This is a genomic window from Mycobacterium sp. KBS0706, assembly GCF_005938675.2.
Classification (GTDB): Bacteria; Pseudomonadota; Alphaproteobacteria; order DSM-16000; family Inquilinaceae; genus Inquilinus.
On record NZ_VCCH02000088.1, the window covers coordinates 1 to 16,458 of the forward strand.

General features: G+C 68.5%; 11 protein-coding genes and 1 tRNA gene. 5 read left to right on the forward strand and 7 right to left on the reverse strand.

Annotated features, from left to right (window positions below; genetic code table 11):
- Positions 1-3,262: M10 family metallopeptidase C-terminal domain-containing protein (locus FFK22_RS32605; RefSeq protein WP_186002774.1), on the reverse strand; the 3,262-nt coding region annotated here is incomplete at its 3' end.
- A 266-nt stretch (positions 3,263-3,528) separates the two neighbouring features.
- Positions 3,529-4,389 carry a DMT family transporter gene (locus tag FFK22_RS32610; RefSeq protein ID WP_138888844.1) on the reverse strand — a complete coding sequence of 287 codons (861 nt, stop codon included), beginning with the start codon at positions 4,387-4,389 and terminating at the stop codon, positions 3,529-3,531.
- 99 nt (positions 4,390-4,488) lie between these two features.
- On the opposite strand from FFK22_RS32610, the gene FFK22_RS32615 reads away from it, so the two are divergent.
- The gene (locus FFK22_RS32615; protein WP_138888845.1) at positions 4,489-4,953 is read left to right on the forward strand and encodes an Lrp/AsnC family transcriptional regulator; all 465 of its coding nucleotides are present in this window, start codon (positions 4,489-4,491) and stop codon (positions 4,951-4,953) included.
- 15 nt (positions 4,954-4,968) lie between these two features.
- On the opposite strand, the gene recR is transcribed toward FFK22_RS32615, so the two are convergent.
- Positions 4,969-5,559 (reverse strand): recombination mediator RecR, encoded by a 591-nt coding sequence (recR, locus tag FFK22_RS32620; RefSeq protein WP_138888846.1) that lies wholly within the window; start codon positions 5,557-5,559, stop codon positions 4,969-4,971.
- A 153-nt stretch (positions 5,560-5,712) separates the two neighbouring features.
- Here recR and FFK22_RS32625 point away from each other — a divergent pair.
- A tRNA-Gly gene (locus FFK22_RS32625) sits at positions 5,713-5,786 on the forward strand.
- A 132-nt stretch (positions 5,787-5,918) separates the two neighbouring features.
- Positions 5,919-7,280, forward strand: a complete 1,362-nt coding sequence (locus FFK22_RS32630) for a glutamine synthetase family protein (protein ID WP_138888847.1) — start codon at positions 5,919-5,921, stop codon at positions 7,278-7,280.
- A gap of 225 nt (positions 7,281-7,505) precedes the next feature.
- Here the strand turns inward: FFK22_RS32630 and FFK22_RS32635 are convergent, their stop codons facing one another.
- The 3 genes from FFK22_RS32635 to FFK22_RS32645 all read right to left on the reverse strand — a co-directional run bounded on the left by FFK22_RS32635 (position 7,506) and on the right by FFK22_RS32645 (position 11,947).
- On the reverse strand, positions 7,506-9,299 hold the full coding sequence (locus FFK22_RS32635) for a M2 family metallopeptidase (protein WP_138888848.1): 1,794 nt from the start codon (positions 9,297-9,299) through the stop codon (positions 7,506-7,508).
- Positions 9,300-9,612: 313 nt separating this feature from the next.
- Complete coding sequence (locus FFK22_RS32640; RefSeq protein ID WP_138888849.1) at positions 9,613-10,626, reverse strand: serine hydrolase; 1,014 nt, start codon at positions 10,624-10,626, stop codon at positions 9,613-9,615.
- Positions 10,627-10,846: 220 nt separating this feature from the next.
- A complete protein-coding gene (locus tag FFK22_RS32645; protein ID WP_138888850.1) occupies positions 10,847-11,947 on the reverse strand; it encodes an anhydro-N-acetylmuramic acid kinase in 1,101 nt (366 codons plus the stop codon).
- Between the two features lie 147 nt (positions 11,948-12,094).
- On the opposite strand from FFK22_RS32645, the gene FFK22_RS32650 reads away from it, so the two are divergent.
- Complete coding sequence (locus tag FFK22_RS32650; RefSeq protein ID WP_138888851.1) at positions 12,095-13,039, forward strand: hypothetical protein; 945 nt, start codon at positions 12,095-12,097, stop codon at positions 13,037-13,039.
- 16 nt (positions 13,040-13,055) lie between these two features.
- On the opposite strand, the gene FFK22_RS32655 is transcribed toward FFK22_RS32650, so the two are convergent.
- The gene (locus FFK22_RS32655; protein ID WP_138888852.1) at positions 13,056-14,618 is read right to left on the reverse strand and encodes a serine hydrolase; all 1,563 of its coding nucleotides are present in this window, start codon (positions 14,616-14,618) and stop codon (positions 13,056-13,058) included.
- A 167-nt stretch (positions 14,619-14,785) separates the two neighbouring features.
- Here FFK22_RS32655 and FFK22_RS32660 point away from each other — a divergent pair, with 167 nt between their 5' ends.
- Positions 14,786-16,288 carry an ABC transporter substrate-binding protein gene (locus FFK22_RS32660; protein ID WP_221939020.1) on the forward strand — a complete coding sequence of 501 codons (1,503 nt, stop codon included), beginning with the start codon at positions 14,786-14,788 and terminating at the stop codon, positions 16,286-16,288.
- The last annotated feature ends 170 nt before the right edge of the window (positions 16,289-16,458 follow it).

Below are 16,458 nucleotides of genomic sequence, written 5' to 3' on the forward strand. Positions count from 1 at the left end.
CCGCCACGCCCGCGTTGCCATCGATCGCCGTCAGGTCGATCCTGTCCAGTTGGGCCCGGCTGAAATCGGTGATGCGGTCGGCATTGGCGCCGGTCCCGCTGTCGCCGGACGCGATGTAGACGAAGCGGTCGGCGCCGGCGCCTCCGGTCAGCGTGTCCTTGCCCGCCCCGCCGCGGAGCACGTCGTTGCCGTTCCAGCCCTGCAGCGTGTTGGCGCCGGCATTGCCGATCAGGGTGTCGGCGTGCTGGCTGCCGGAGACGTTTTCGATCGAGACCAGAATATCGCCCTGGGCCTCGGCGCCACCGGCCGCGCCGGAGGCCAGGTTTACACTGACGCCGGCCGAGCTGTTGTAATAGCTGGCAGTGTCGCTGCCGGCGCCGCCATCGAGGCGGTCGGCCCCCGCCCCGCCACGGAGGATATCATCACCGCCCCAGCCCTGCAGGACATTGGCGCGGACGTTGCCGCCGAGAGTGTCGTTGCCCTGCCCTCCGGTGAGATTCTCGATGGCGACCAGGACGTCGCCCTGGGCTTCGCCGCCGCTGGCGGTGTGGGCGCCCAGATCGATCGAGACGCCGACGGTGTCGTAGTAGTAGCTGACGGTATCGATGCCGTCGTCGCCGTCGATCACATCCGCCCCGGCGCCACCGCGGAGCAGATCGTTGCCATCCTGGCCATCCAGTATGTTGACACCGGCATTGCCGGTGAGCCGGTCATCGCGTTGGCTGCCGATGACGTTCTCGATCGAAACGAGAATGTCGCCCTGGGCGTCGCCACCACCGGCGGTGCCGGCGGAAAGGTCCACGGTGATGCCGATGTAGCTGATGTTGTAGCTGGCAGTGTCGTTGCCGGCCCCGCCGTCGAGGCGGTCGGCTCCGGCCATGCCGCGGAGCACGTCGTTGCCGTTCCAGCCCTGCAGGACATTGGCGCCGGCCGTGCCGGTGAATTCGTCGTCATGCTGGCTGCCGATGAGGTTTTCGATCGAGGCAAGACGAGTGTATTCGCTGTAGAAGCGCAGATCCTCCGTGATCCCGACGCCGCTGGTGTAAAAGCTGGCGGTATCGTTGCCGGCGCCGCCGTCGAGGTGGTCAGATCCGCCCCCGCCGCGGAGCAGGTCGTCGCCATTTCCGCCTCGCAGGATATTGTAACCCGCGTCGCCGGTGAGTTGGTCGTTGCCCTCGCCGCCGGTGACGTTCTCGATCGAGACGAGGATGTCGCCCTGGGCGTCGCCGCCGCTGCCGGCGCCGGCGGACAGATCCACCGTGACCCCAACGACGGCGCCGTAGAAGCTGGCGGTGTCGTTGCCGGCTCCGCCGTCGAGGCGGTCGGCGCCCGCCCCGCCGCGGAGCAGGTCGTCCCCGTCCCGGCCTTGCAGGATGTTGGCATCGGCGTTGCCGATGAACTGGTCGCTGCCATCGCCGCCGATGACGTTCTCGATCGAGATGAAGATACCGCCATCGCCGCTGGTGCCGGCGGACAGATCGACGGTGCCCCTGTAGATGACGGTGTCGACCCCGGCGCCGCCGTCGATGCGGTAGACCTCGTAGCCAGCAGAGATCGTGTCGTTGCCGGCGCCCCCGTCGATGCGGTCGGCCCCGCCCATACCGTTGATCGTGTCGTTGCCGGCGCCTCCGAACAGGATGTCGATGTGGAAGGTACCGTTGACGGTGAGAGCGAGGGTCGAGGTGTTGAAGATGAAATCAGCGTTGCTCAAGCTGCTCAGGTCGACGTTCTTGATGCGGATGACTTCGGGGTTGTAGCTACCAAAGACAAAGACGTCATAGCCCAGGGTGACAACGACGTCGTCTCCGTCCTGGACCATGCAGGGCAGGAGGCTGCCGATATCGGCGACGTTGAAGAAAGAAAGATCGATCCTGTCGCCATTGGTGTTGAAGTCGACGATCGTATCGGGGCCGAAGTAGTGCCCATTATAGACGAAGACGTCACTGCCTGGGCCACCCACCAAGTTGTCGGGACCACCGCCGCCGATAATCGTATCGTTACCGGCACCACCGAACAGGACCTCCTGGTCGCTGCTGATGCCCTTGACGGTGCGAGGGCTGGTCGAGGTGTTGAAGATGAAGTCGGCGTTGCTCAGGCTGTCCAGGGAGACGTTGAGCAGGCGTATGGTATCGCTGAACCCATAGTCCAGGGTGATGACGACGTCATTGCCGTCCTGGGCCATGAAGGGCAGGAGGCTGCCGATATCGGGGACGTAAAGAGAGAAGAGATCGATCCTGTCCCCATTGGTATCGAAGTCGGCGATAACGTCGTCACCGAAATCACGCTGGTTGAAGACGAAAACGTCGTTTCCGGTGCCTCCCATGAGCCAGTCTTGAAAGCCCTGGCCGATGAGACGGTCGTCGCCGGCGCCGCCGACGAGAGGTCCGAAGCCCGAGATGAGGTCATTGCCGTTGCCGCCGAACAGGACGCCCCCGCCACCAGCGGAAGGGGTAACGACGAGCCATGTCGGCGACGTGTTGAAGATGAAATCATCGTCGCTCAAACTGCTCAGGGTGACGTTCTTGAGGCGAATGGTTTCGCTATACCCGCTCCAGGAATCGCGGGCGGGTTCAAGGATGATGACGACGTCGGTGCGGTCCTGGATCATGAAGGGCCGCAGGCTGGCGAGATCGGCGACATGGAGATACGACAGATCGATCCTGTCGCCATTAATGTCGAAATCGGCAATCGTATCGTCGTTGAACTCGCGGCTGTTGTAGACGAAGACATCATGGCCGGCGTTGCCGACCAGCCAGTCGTCGCCGGTGCCGCCGATGATGCGGTCGTTGCCGGCGCCGCCGATCAGAGTGTCGTTGGTGTCGCCACCCGAAATCGTGTCGTTGCCGGCGCCGCCGAACAGGACGTCGCGCTGGTCGGTGCCTGCGACGGTGAGGGCGCTGGCCGACGTGTCGAAGACGAAGTCGGCGCTGCTCAGGCTGGACAGGGCAATGTTCTTGATGCGGATGCCTTCGGTATAGTCGCCGCCATGGCCGAGGCTGATGAAGACGTCGTTGCCAACCTGGCGCAGGACGTGCCACAGGCTGGCGAAATCGGCGACATGGAGATAGGAGAGGTCGATCCTGTCACCATTGGTGTTGAAGTCGGTGATGATGTCGTAGCCGAACCCCCGCGTGTCGTAGACGAAGACGTCGTTGCCGCTCCCTCCCGTCAGCGTGTCGTCGCCGCCGCGGCCGGTGATCCGGTCGTCGCCGGCGCTGCCGACGATGGTCTCGCCCGCATCGGTTCCGAAGTAATTTGCCATTGTGTCTTCCCCCTCCCGCAATTCGATCGACTATCCGCCACGCGGCACCCGCCCTCGCACGATGCGGGGCGTGGGCCGAATCTCATCCCTATGGGGTCGCCGGTCCCGCCGTCAGGAGACCGAAGGTCCGCGCACAACCGCGGCGTCAGCCAGCCGCCTTCGGGCCCGGTCCATGACGTGCAAACTATCTCCCCCCACCAATATGAAGTTTGTCTCAAATTTCGGCGGTCGGCAATTCGCCGAATGGGGAGGTGTCGCTTCGCCCGTCAGGCCCGGGCGGCGCGGTGCAGGGCGACGCCGGCCATCACCAGGGCAATGCCGGTCAGGTCGCGGGTCGAGGGGATCTGTCCCAGCACCAGGACGCCGATCCCGGTGGCGGTGGCCGGCAGCAGCGACAGCATCAGCGCGAAGCTGGCGCGCGGCAGCCGGGCCATGGCCAGCAGGTCGCAGACATAGGGGATGACCGAGGAGGCGATGCCGACCCCGATCCCGGCCAGCAGCAGCACCGGGTCGGCCAGTGCCGGCAGGGCCGGGCCCAGCCCGACCGGGCTGATCGCCACCAGCGCCACCAGCATCGCCGCCGCCAGCCCGTCGATGCCGTCGGCCCCGGCGATGCGATGGGCCAGCACGACATAGGCGACGAACAGCGCACAATTGGCGAAGGCCAGGGCATAGCCCAGGGCGTCGCCCTCCAGCCGGATCTGGGTCAGCATCGCCACGCCGGCCGCCGCGACGCTCAGCGCCACCAGGTTGCGCCGGCTGCGCAGCCCGGCCGCCGCCAGGCCGATCGGCCCCAGGAACTCGATGGCGCCGACCGTGGCCAGCGGCAGCCGGGCGATCGCCAGGTAGAAGCAGGCGTTCATCGCCGCCAGCACCAGGCCAAGGCCCACAAGCGTCCAGCGATCGGCGGCGCTGCTGCGCTGCCACAGCCGCCACGGCCGGCGCCACAGCGCGAACACCAGGGCGGCGGTGGCTATGCGCAGCCACGCGACGCCCAGCACGTCGACCGCGCCGAACAGCAGCACGGCGCAGGCCGGCCCCAGATAGTGGAACACGGCGCTGACGACGAAGAACAGCTGCGGCGGCAGCCGCTGCGCCAGCGGCACGGCGGCGGAGGACTCAGGCATCGACATGGCCGAAAGATTTGCATGCGCCGGCGGCCCGGCCCATGATCGGTCGAAGCCCGATGCCCTTATCGGCCTTTGTTCCGAAGGAGATCCGTCGATTTGGCCTTCCAGGTCTCGCCGCTGCTCGCCGATGAGCGCAACCTCGCCTTGATCCGCCTGCTGCAGGCCGAGCCGCGGCTGGGCGTGGCCGAGCTGGCGCGGCGCATCGGCATGTCGGCCCCGGCGGTGCGCGAGCGGCTGCTGCGGTTGGAGGAGGCCGGGGTGATCCGCGGCTGGCGGCTGGAGCTGGAGCCGGGGGCGCTGGGCTATCCGCTGACGGTGTTCGTCCGCATCCGGCCGATGCCGGGGCAGGTGCCGAAGATCGCCGAGCTGGCGCGGGCGATGCCGCAGGTGGCGGAATGCCACCGCATCACCGGCGAGGACTGCTTCATCCTGAAGGTGCATGTCGAGGCGATCGAGACGCTGGACCGGCTGCTCGACCGCTTCCTGGCGCATGGCCAGACCACCACCTCGATCGTCCAGTCGACCCCGGTGCCGCCGCGCGACCCGCCGCTGCCGGGATAGGCCCGAGGGGCCGGGCTACAGCCCGCGGCGCGAGCGCAGGGCGGCGACCAGCGTGCCGTCGTCGAGATAGTCCAGCTCGCCGCCCACCGGCACGCCATGGGCCAGGCGGGTGATGCTGGGGCCGATGCCCTCCAGCTTTTCGGCCAGGTAATGCGCCGTGGTCTGGCCGTCGACCGTGGCGTTCAGGGCCAGGATCACCTCGGTCACGCCCGGCTCGCGGGCGCGCGCCAGCAGGCGCGGGACCGACAGGTCCTCCGGCCCGACGCCGTCGATCGCCGACAGCGTGCCGCCCAGGACGTGGTAGCGGCCGCGGAAGGCGCGCGCCCGCTCCAGCGCCCACAGGTCGGCCACCTGTTCGACCACGCAGATCAACCCGGCGTCGCGGGCCGGGTCGCTGCAGATCGGGCAGGGGTCGATGGTGTCGAGATTGCCGCAGATCGAGCACGGCACGATCGCCGTGGCCGCGACCTCCAGCGCCTCGGCCAGCGGCCGCATCACGGCGTCGCGGTGGCGCAGCAGATGCAGCGCGATGCGGCGCGCCGACCGCGGCCCCAGCCCCGGCAGCCGCGCCAGCAGGTCCATCATCGTGGCGATCTCGCCGCTCATCCGCGCTCCATCCCTGCCGCACACCCATGGCGCCATCCGCGGCGCCGATCCTATCCGACGCGCTTTCCTAGCACAGCGGGCAAAACGGGACCCGTCGCGATCGCACCGACGTGCCTTGAACGGTATCGCCGCTTCGCCTATAACCGACGGCGCGCGGGTGTAGCTCAATGGTAGAGCAGAAGCTTCCCAAGCTTACGACGAGGGTTCGATTCCCTTCACCCGCTCCAGCCTTCCTCACGATCGCTCCGATGCAGCGCCGCCGAACTCTCGCCGGCATGACGGTCCCGCGCCCGGGACCGGTTCCGCTCGCCTTCGCCTCCACCTAAGCTGGCGGCACGGACCGAAGGGGGAGGCCGACCATGCCTGACGCGACCAAAGCCGCCGATCCCGCGCAGGAGTGCCTGGACTTCCTGGCCCGGCACCGCGACATCCGCTTCGTCGATATCCTGCTGACCGATGCCTGCGGCGTGCAGCGCGGCAAGCGCATCCCGGTCGGCGAGCTGGAGCGGATCTGGCGCAACGGCCGCTACATGCCCGGCTCGATCATCAGCCTCGACATCACCGGGGCGGATGTGGAGGAGACCGGGCTGGTGTGGGAGGACGGCGACGCCGACCGCACCGCCCGCCCCGTGCCCGGCACGCTGGTGCCGGTGCCGTGGAAGGCCGAGCCCTCGGCCCAGCTGCTGCTGACGCTGTTCGAGCTCGACGGCACGCCGTCGGCCTACGATCCGCGCCAGGTGCTGGCTCGGGTGGTGTCGCGGCTGGCCGCCGACGGCCTGCACCCGGTGGTGGCGGTGGAGCTGGAGTTCTACGTCTTCGACGCATCCTGGCGCGAGACCGGGCGCCCGATCCCGCCCCGGGGCGCCAGCACCGGCAAGCAGGCCTACGGCATGGCCGATCTCGACGAGCTCGGCGACTTCCTGGCCGATCTCTATGCCTGCTGCGAGATCCAGGGCCTTCCGGCCGACACCGCGATCAGCGAATACGCGCCGGGCCAGGTGGAGATCAACCTGAAGCACCGCGCCGACGCGCTGCGGGCGGCGGACGACGCCATCCTGTACAAGCGGCTGGTCCGCGCCGTGGCGAAGCGGCATGGCATGGAGGCCACCTTCATGGCCAAACCCTATGCCGGCGAGACCGGCAGCGGCACCCATCTGCACATCAGCCTGGCCGACGGCGACGGCGGCAATCGCTTCGCCGCGGAGGGTGGCGACGACCTCTTGCGCCACGCCATCGGCGGCATGGGGGCGACGATCCGTGACGGCATGCTGGTGTTCGCGCCGAACGCCAACTCCTACCGCCGGTTCCAGACCCTCAGCTACGCGCCGCTGGCGCCGAGCTGGGGCGTCAACAACCGGACCGTGGCGCTGCGCGTGCCGATCGGCCCGCCGGCGGCCAAGCATGTCGAGCACCGGGTGGCGGGCGCCGACGCCAACCCGTACCTGGCGCTGGCGGCGGCGCTGGCCGGGATGCATCGCGGCATCCTCGACCGGCGCGACCCCGGCCCGCCGGTGACCGGCAACGGCTATGGCTCGCCGGCCTCGGACATCCCGCCGAACTGGCTGGATTCGATCCGCGACTTCCGGGAGTCGGCCCTGATGCGCGACTATCTCGGCGACGCCTTCGTCGACGCCTTCGCCAAGATCAAGCTGGCCGAATACCGCCGCTTCCACAGCCAGGTGCCGCCGCTCGACTTCGACTGGTACGTGAAGGTGGTGTAAGGGCGGACGCCTGGTCGAAGAACGGATTGCCTCTCCCGCCTGGGGAAACCCTTTCAGAACGCTCGTCCCTCGCCGTCATTGCGAGGAGGCGAAGCGACGAAGCAATCCATCGTTCCGCACGAGCTGATGCATGGATTGCTTCGCTGCGCTCGCAATGACGGTGTTGGAATTCTGAGAAGGTCTCGCAAGCGGGAGAGGCAAGAGGAGAACATCCCGTCAGCCGCTTCACCACCCGCAGCTCTGGCCCTTGTTCTGTTCGGTCAGCCAGTCGTTCAGGGGCGTGAAGTATTCGACCACGGCGCTGGCGTCTGTCTTGCGCTCGCCGGTAAAGGCCTCCAGCTCGTCCGGCCAGGGCTTGGACTGGCCCATCTCCAGCATCGCGTTGAAGCGCTCGCCGACCTGCTTGTCGCCATAGACCGAGCAGCGATGCAGCGGCCCGGTCCATCCGGCTAGCTGGCACGCGGCGCGGTGGAACTGGAACTGGTAGATATGGGCCAGGAAGTACCGCGTGTAGGGCGTGTTGCCCGGGATGTGGTACTTGGCGCCGGGGTCGAAGGCGTCGGCCGGGCGCGGCCCCGGCGGCACCAGCCCCTGATACTTCAGCCGCAGCGCCCACCAGGCGTCGTTGTAGGTCTCCGGCGTGGCCTTCCCCGCGAACACCTCCCAGCGCCAGCGGTCGACCAGCAGCCCGAAGGGCAGGAAGGCGATCTTGTCGAGCGCCATCTTCAGCAGGAACGGGATGTCGCCCTCGGCTCCCGGCACCTTGTCCAGCAGGCCGATCTGGTTCAGGTAGGTCGGGGTCAGCGCCGACAGCCCGACGAAATCGCCGATCGCCTCGTGGAACCCGTCATTGGCCCCGTTCTTGAACAGGTAGGGCTGGTCCTTGTAGGCGCGCTGATAGTAGTTGTGCCCGAGCTCGTGGTGGACGGTGTAGAAATCCTCGCCGTTCACCTTGGTGCACATCTTGATGCGGACGTCGTCGCGGTCGTCCAGGTCCCAGGCCGAGGCGTGGCAGACGACGTCGCGGCCCTCCGGCCGCACGATCTGCGAGCGCTGCCAGAAGGTATCGGGCAAGGGCGCCAGCCCGAGCGAGGTGTAGAAGGCCTCGCCGGTCTTCACCATCTTCGTGGCGTCGTAGCCCTGGGCAACCAACAGCTTGTCCAGGCTGTAGCCCTCGGCCTCGTCCTTCGGCGCCACCAAATCGTAGATGTTGCCCCAGGACTGGGCCCACATGTTGCCCAGGAGGTCGGCGCGGATGGGCCCGGTCTTCGGCTGCACCGCATCGCCGTATTTCGCGTTCAGCCGGCCGCGGACATAGCAGTGCAGGTTCTTGTAGAAGGGCTCGACCTGGCCCCACAGCCGGTCGGTCTCGGCCGCGAAATCATCGGCCGGCATGTCGTAGCCGGACCGCCACAGCGCGCCGGTGTCGGCATAGCCCAGCGCCGTCGACCCCTCATTCGCCAGCGCCACCAGCCGGGCATAGTCCGGCTTCATCACCGGCGAGATGCCGTGCCAGCCTTCCCACACCGCCTTGGTCTCGGCCGGGTCGCGCGAGGCGGCCAGGATGTCCTCGGCGTCGCTCAGCGTCAGGGTCTTGCCCTGATAGGGGAACTCGCCCGTCGAGTAAGTGGAATCGAGCTTGGTGCTCAGCGTCGCCAGCTCGTGCGCGGCACCCGGCCGGTCCGGCGCCGGCAGCACCAGGTTGCGCTTCAGGATGTCGAGCTTGCGCCGGGTCACCGGGTCGAGCTGGACCTCGTCGAATCGCGAGGCTTCCTTGGCATAGGCGCTGGTCTTCTCGGTCCATTCGCCATTGGCCTTGGCCTCCAGCCACTGGGTGTCGTCGGTGATGAAGGTGGCACGGACCCAGGAGGCCTTGTTCAGATACTCGCTGGTGGCGGCCAGGTCGGCCTCGGCCTTGTCGACGAAGGCGCGGGCCTCCTCCGGGGTCTGGGCCGAGGCGGCGATGCCCCACAGCAGGGCGGCCGCGGCGGTGCCGGCGGCCAGCAGGCGGGATCTCATCGGGACGGTCCCCCTATGCATTGAATTTTATGAGAAATTTCCGGCGTTCTCCCCATCGCCGGACCGATTGCGCCCATGGAAAGCGGCTGGGAATTGCCTGTCAATCGCTGCGTGGCCGGGCCAAGCAGAGGGCGGCTTCGAGTTGGTTCCCAGGATGAAGATCTCGAAAGCAGAGCCTGTCCCGGAGCTCGTCCTGGTGAGTCGGCTGGCGTGGTTTTCGAGAACCGGAGCGCAGCGCACATTTGGTGCGTGAGCACCGGAAGCGGAGAAAACCGCGTCAGACGGCCGCCGGGGCGAGCTCCGGGGCAGGCTCTCAGAACGGCCAGGCGGCCGACACCGTGTTCGACACTCCGCGGCGCAGGGCCTGGATGCCGGTCTCGACATGGCGCGACGGGTGCACGCGGTTGGTCAGCAGGGTCCAGGCGTGGCCGCGCTCCAGGTCGAGCCACAGCGCCGTGCCGGTGAAGCCGGTGTGGCCGATCGTGTCGGGCGAGCACAGCGACCCGCCGGACCAGCCCTCGTGCCGAATTTGCCAGCCCAGGCCGTGCGGGTGGCCATCGGCGCGCAGCATCTCGGCGACCGTGGCCGGCCGCAGCACCTCTTCGGCCAGGAAGCGCTGGGCGAAGTCCAGCACCGCGGCGGCGCTGCCGAACAGCCCGGCATGGCCGGCCAGGCCGCCCAGCGCATAGGCGTTCTCGTCATGCACCTCGCCGCGCATTACCCGGCCGCGCCAGGTGCAGCGCTCGGTGGCGACGGCGCGGGACGGGCCGGGGCTGACGGCGAAGTCGCCGGGCGGCAGCAGGTCGCGCAGCGGCTTGTCCCGCAGCCGCTCGATCAGGATGCCCAGCAGCACGTAGTTGACGTCGGAATAGGTCTCAGCGCCGCCCGCCCAGTCCTTCTGCAGCACCAGCGCCTTCAGCGTCTCCGGGTCGCTGCCCCAGGTGTATAGCGGCTCCACCGCCGGCAGGCCGGAGCGGTGGGACAGCAGCTGCCGCACCGTGACCTGCCGCACCCAGTGCTCGGGCTGGTACTGGCGCAGGTCCGGCAGGTGAAGCGCCAGCGGGTCGGCCAGGTCGATCCGCCCCTGCTCGACCAGCCGCAGCACCTCGGTGGCGGTCAGGATCACCTTGGTCAGGCTGGCCAGGTCGAACAGCGCATCCTCGGCCAGGGCCACGCGTTCCGGCACCAGCGCGGCCTGGCCGCCGGAGCGGATCGCGCGATCGCCGTCGCGGGTCACCAGCCCCAGCACGGCGCCGGGGATGCGGCCGGCATCGATCGCTTCATCGACCAGGGCGAAGGCGGCATCGGCCGCGGCGGCGAGGGTCATGGGACGCAGTTCCAGAAACATTTCAAGTCCCCCTCCCCTTGCGGGAGGGGGTAGGGGGAGGGGGTTCGGCCCGCAAGAACCGGAGCTTACGGGCAGGATCGACCGACGAGAAGTATCGACGGATGAGGGCTGCGCTCTTCGCTCGACAACCCCCTCCCCCTTGCCCCCTCCCGCGAGGGGAGGGGGGATTCGAGAGAGCGAGTGGCGATCAGTAAGGCGCTCACGCCGCGCGGGTCAGCGGCCGGTGCAGGACGCCGCCGGTCATCGGCCGGGGCACGCCGGTGGTGGTCGGCAGGCTCAGCGGCAGCCCGTCCAGCGAGCGCACGGCGAGGAAGGCGAAGGCCTGGGCCTCCAGCGCATCGCCGTCCCAGCCCACCGCTTCGACCGGGTCGACCGGCACGCCCAGCGCCTGGCGCAGCCCGGCCATCAGCGTGCCGTTATGCCGGCCGCCGCCGGTCACCAGCCAGCGCCCGGGCGGGGCCGTGAAGTGCCGGCGCGACGCGGCGACCGAGGCGACGGTGAAGGCGGCCAGGGTGGCGGCGCCGTCGGCCAGCGTCAGCCCGTCCACCGCCGCCATCGGGAAGTCGTTGCGGTCCAGCGACTTCGGCGGCGCCGCGTCGAAATAGGGGTTGGCCAGCAGCGCCGCCAGCCGGTCTTCGGCGATGCGGCCGCTGGCGGCGATCCGCCCGTCCTCGTCGTAGCGGGCGCCGGTGTGGCGCTGCACCCAGTCGTCGATCATGGCGCTGGCCGGGCCGGTGTCGAAGGCGGTGATGGTGCCCTCTTCGATGACCGTGACATTGCCGACGCCGCCGAGATTCAGCACGGCCAGCGGCCGCGGCAGGTCCTTGGCCAAAGCGGCGTGGTACAGCGGCGCGAAGGGCGCGCCCTGGCCGCCGGCGGCGACGTCGGCGGAGCGGAAATCGTTGACGCAGGGGATGCCCAGCGCCGCGGCCAGCCGGGCGCCGTCCCCGAGTTGCCGGGTGAAGCGCCGCTCCGGCCGGTGCAGGATGGTCTGGCCGTGCATGCCGACCACATCGACCGTCTCGGACTTCAGCCCGGCCTCGTCCAGCAGGCGGCGCACGGCGGCGGTGTTCAGGTCGGTGACGGCGGCGGACAGCTCGGCCAGCGCCTCATGCTCGGCCCGCGCCGGGTCGCGCGCCACCGCCAGCAGGGCGTCGCGCACCGCATCGGTGTAGGGCGTGGTCGAGGCGGCGCCGCAGGCGAACACGGTCTCGCCGTCGGTCTCGATCACCGCGACGTCGACCCCGTCCATCGAGGTGCCGCTCATCAGCCCGATCGCGGTGCGCCGTGCTGTGGCCATGGGACTTCTCCTCGCGTTTCATCACCGACAACCGGCACTGGGATTATGACGAAGACACCAGCCGGCGGGAAAGCCGTTCGTGTCCCATTCTTGTCAAATTGTGACAGTTTCATTACAAACTCAGTGTTGCGATCGGGGAGAGAAGCAATGCTGACCTATCAGCGTACCAATGCCGCCATCATCCCTCTCTTTCGGCAAATTACTGAGAATCAAGAAAAACCGAAACCGCAGACGATTCTGGAGTCTCGTTTGAGATTCCGAGGAAGAATGCTGCGGGACATGAAGAAACTATCGGAATGTCCGGAGAGATCCTTGGTTTCTCCTCGAGACGCGCGGATCTTCTACGGATCCGCCCTGCTGCGCTGGGTGCCGACGCGGCTCGTGACCCGGACTCTGGCCACCCAGGTCCATGCCCGGGGCCGTCCGGTCTGGCTGCGGGATCGCTTCATCGATGCCGGCGACTGGTCGGAGATCTCGAAGCCGGTCGCCGACAGCTTCCACCACCAGTGGTTCAATGATCTCGTCTGGAGCGGCGCTCCGACCACCTCCCCCAGCTATCGCAGGCTGCTGCGCCTGATGGAGGCGGGCCGTCCGATGCAGGTCGGCCCGCTGGTGCTCGACAGCGTTGAGGCGATCGAATCCTATCGCCGCTACTGCGAATCGCTGCTCGACAGCATCCGGACCCACGGCGTGACACCGCGGGAGCTGACCCCCGATTTCACCCCGGCTCGCGGGCGCGACCCGCGCAGCGAACGCACGGAGGGCGACATCATCGTCGCGGTCGGGCCGGGCGGCGAATTCTACCGGATGCTGGCCGGGCGGCACCGGATCTGTGCCGCGCAGGCGCTCGGCCTCGACCACGTTCCGGTCAGCATCCGGCTGGCGCACGCGACCTGGCTCTGGGTCCTGGCCGATCGCTATGACGTGCCACCGCACCAGGCTTTCGCCTGCTGGCTCGACACGTTCGAGCCGGTGCATGTCTCGGCGGTCGGGAAGATCAAGACCCAGCTCGTCGCCTGGGCGCTCTGCATCCCGGGCCTGGCGGAGGCGTGGCTGGGGACGACGGAAGCATTGCAGGCCGCGATCGTCTGAGATGGGCGATCAGTGCCTATTCGCGCCGGAACATGTAGGACTGGTTCTCGATGGTCAAGCGCAGCAGGGGCTTGGTTCCGTTCGTGTCGATCTGGAACTGGGCGAAGCCGGCCGGGCTGGGGCCGCTGTCCTCGACCATGGCGGCGAAGCGGCCCACCGGCTTCTGCCGGAGGATGAAGACGCTGCCGTCCCACGGCTCCAGCTGCAGCACGGCGCCGCCATCCTGCAGCTCCAGCACCGCGCCGTCGCCGTCCTGGCGCAGCACCGCCTTGCCGAGGCTCGGCTCGGCATAGCTGCCGGCCAGCGGCGCCAGCGGCAGGGCAGGCTGCGGGTTCTCCGGCTTCACGAACGCCTTCGCCGCTTCGGCGAACCGGCCTTTCGCCGCCTCGAGCGCGGCCGCGGCATGGTCGACCCGCGGATTGTCCAGCAGGCGGTCCAGCACCCAGGCGCCCACGGCGTCCGGGAACCCGACATTCTCCGCATTGGTCAGGACGATGACCCCGACATCCTTCTCGGGCACGAAGCCGACATAGGCGCCGAAGCTGGGGGTGCCGCCATTGTGCCAGATGATGCGGCCGTTCGGGGTCGAGATCCCGACCCAGCCCATCGCGTAGAAGGCCTTGTCGTTGATCCCCACCCGCGCCGTGCGGGTCACCGCCATATTCGCCGGCGAGACGATGGTCTGCCCGTCGAAGCTGCCGTCGCGCAGCTGCAGCCGCAGCCAGCGGCCCATGTCCTCGATGGTGGAGTTCATGTCGCCGGCGCCACCGAAGGCGTAGGGGAAGATCGGCGTGAACGGCACCTCGACCGTGCCGTCGGGGGTCCAGCGATGGCCCTGGGTGTGGTCCGGCGCGGCCTCGATCGCCTCGGCGGTGGTCGAGGTCTCGACCATGCCGAGCGGCTGCAGCAGGTCCTGGCGCAGCACCGCGTTCCAGTCCGCGGCCCCCTCGCCGCGGGCGACGATGCGGCCGGCCAGCAGATGCGTGATGTTGGTGTAGGCGAAGGTGGAGCGGAAGCTCGAGACCGGCTCGACATGGCGCAGCGACCGGATCAGCGCCGCCTCGTCCAGCCCCAGGATGCCGAGCGAATCATTGGCGTAGGGCGGCAGGCCCGAGCGTTGCGCCAGCAGGTCGAAGACCCGGAACTCGCGCGTCACCCAAGGGTCCTTCAGCTGGAACTCCGGGTCGAGATCGACGATGCGGTTGTCCCAATGCAGCTTGCCGCGGTCGACGGCGATCGCCAGGGTGGCGGCCAGGAAGGCCTTGGTGGTCGACCCGATCTGGAACACGGTGCGGGTGCCGACCGCCCCGCCCTTCGCCTTGCTGCGCACGCCGAAGCCCTGGGCGTAGACCAGCTTGTCGCCGCTGACGATGCCGATGGCCAGGCCCGGCGTGTCGAACGCCTTCATCCCGGCCGTCACATAGGAGTCGAGCTCGGGCTCCAGCGCCTCGATCCGGGCCGCCATCGGCGTCCCCGAATCCGCCGCCCGTGTTGCCGGGCTGCCGATGGCCAGGGCGAAGATGGCGAGCGCCGTGGCCGTTGAAAGAGCGCTGCCGCCCCGGATCCGCCGACTGATCATGAAGCCTCCTGAAAATCGCGCATGAAAATTCTCAACACGGAAAACATTGTTATCATGAAGAGGCCTCCGGCAGTCAAAGCGGAACGAAGCGCCGGCCTGTGCCGATCGATTGACCTCGCCCTTTGACGCGCCTTTACTGGCCCCCAATCAACAGGGGGAGGCTGGAGATGGGACGGATGATTCGGGCGTCGCTGGCGGCAGCGGCGGTGGCCCTCGCCGCGCCGATGGCGTGGGCGCAGACGCTGGAGGTCGCGACCGACCAGTCGCCGGTCGGGCTGGACCCGCATGTGGCCACCTCCTTCGCCACGGTGCTGGTCAACGGCTCGGTCTATGAAGGACTGACCTCGGTCGACAAGGACCTGAAGGTGGTGCCGGAGCTGGCCGAATCCTGGACCATCTCGCCCGATGGGCTGACCTATGTCTTCACCCTGCGCCCGGGCGCGAAGTTCCATGACGGGTCGCCGGTGACTCCGGCCGACGTCGCCGCCAGCTTCGCCCGGGTGCGCGACCCCAAGACCGGCTCGCCCTATGCCAGCCGCATCGACATGGTGAAGGAGGTGACGGCGACCGGCGACCACCAGGTCACCGTGACGCTGACGACGCCTTCGGCGCCCTTCCTCGCCAACCTGCCGCAGATCTCGATCGTGCCGGCCGCAGCCGCGACCGGCGGCATCGACCTGCAGCGCAAGACCGACGGCACCGGTCCGTTCACGCTGAAGGAATGGGTGCCCGACACCTATCTGCTGCTGGCGAAGACCGACGGCTATTGGCAGGCGGGGCTGCCGAAGCTCGACGCGGTCAAGATCAACATCGTGCCGGAGGCCTCGACCCGGCAGGTCGGCCTGTCCGGCGGCACCTACCAGCTGCTGCCGAATGTCGACCCGGCCACGGCGGCGACGCTGCAGGGCACGCCCGGTGTCACCCTGCTCGAGACGACCGACCTGTCCTACACCCTGGTCGGCATGAACGTGTCGAAGCCGCCCTTCGACAACCCGAAGGTGCGCGAGGCGCTGAACACCGCGATCGACCGGTCCCAGGTGGTCGAGGCCGCCTATTTCGGCAAGGGCCAGCCGGGCGGGCCGCTGTCGCCCGGCCTGAAGGACTGGGCGCTGTCGGTCTCGGACTTCCCCTGCTACGCCGCCGATCCGGAGAAGGCGAAGGCGCTCCTGGCCGAGGCCGGGGTGGCCCTGCCGCTGAAGGCCGAGATGAAGGTGCTGGGCTCGAACCAGCTGGTGGTCGACGTCGCCCAGGTGGTGCAGGCCCAGCTCAACGCCGCCGGCTTCGAGGTGGCGCTGAACGTGCAGGAGCAGGGGACCTTCATCCAGGACTGGCGCAACTCCAATTTCCAGCTCTTCGCCTCGATCAACGGCGGCAATGTCGACCCGGACGGCTACCTGTACCGCACCTTCCGCACCGGCGGCTCGACCAATGTGTTCAAATATTCGGACGCCGAGATCGACAAGCTGCTGGACGAGGGCCGGACGACGCTGGACCCGGCCAAGCGCAAGGCGATCTATGCCGACCTGCAGAAGCGCCTGGCCTGCGACGGCCCGATCGCGCATCTGGCCTTCGGCCAGCTGTTCACCGCGGTGCGCGACGGCGTCACCGGCTACGAGATCGTCGGCAACCGCTCCACCCGCTCGCTGCGGCAGACGGCGCTGCAGAAGTGATGGGGGTGACGGTCCCCGCGAACCAAGCCAATCGAGTCCCCCCTCCCCTTGCGGGAGGGGGGAAGGGGGAGGGGGTTGTCGATCGAAGGACTCCGACGCGGCGGGACCTGAAGCTTTCGACGTCCAAATCTTTCAGAGGGAGCCGGCTCTCTCGGCACGAACCCCCTCCC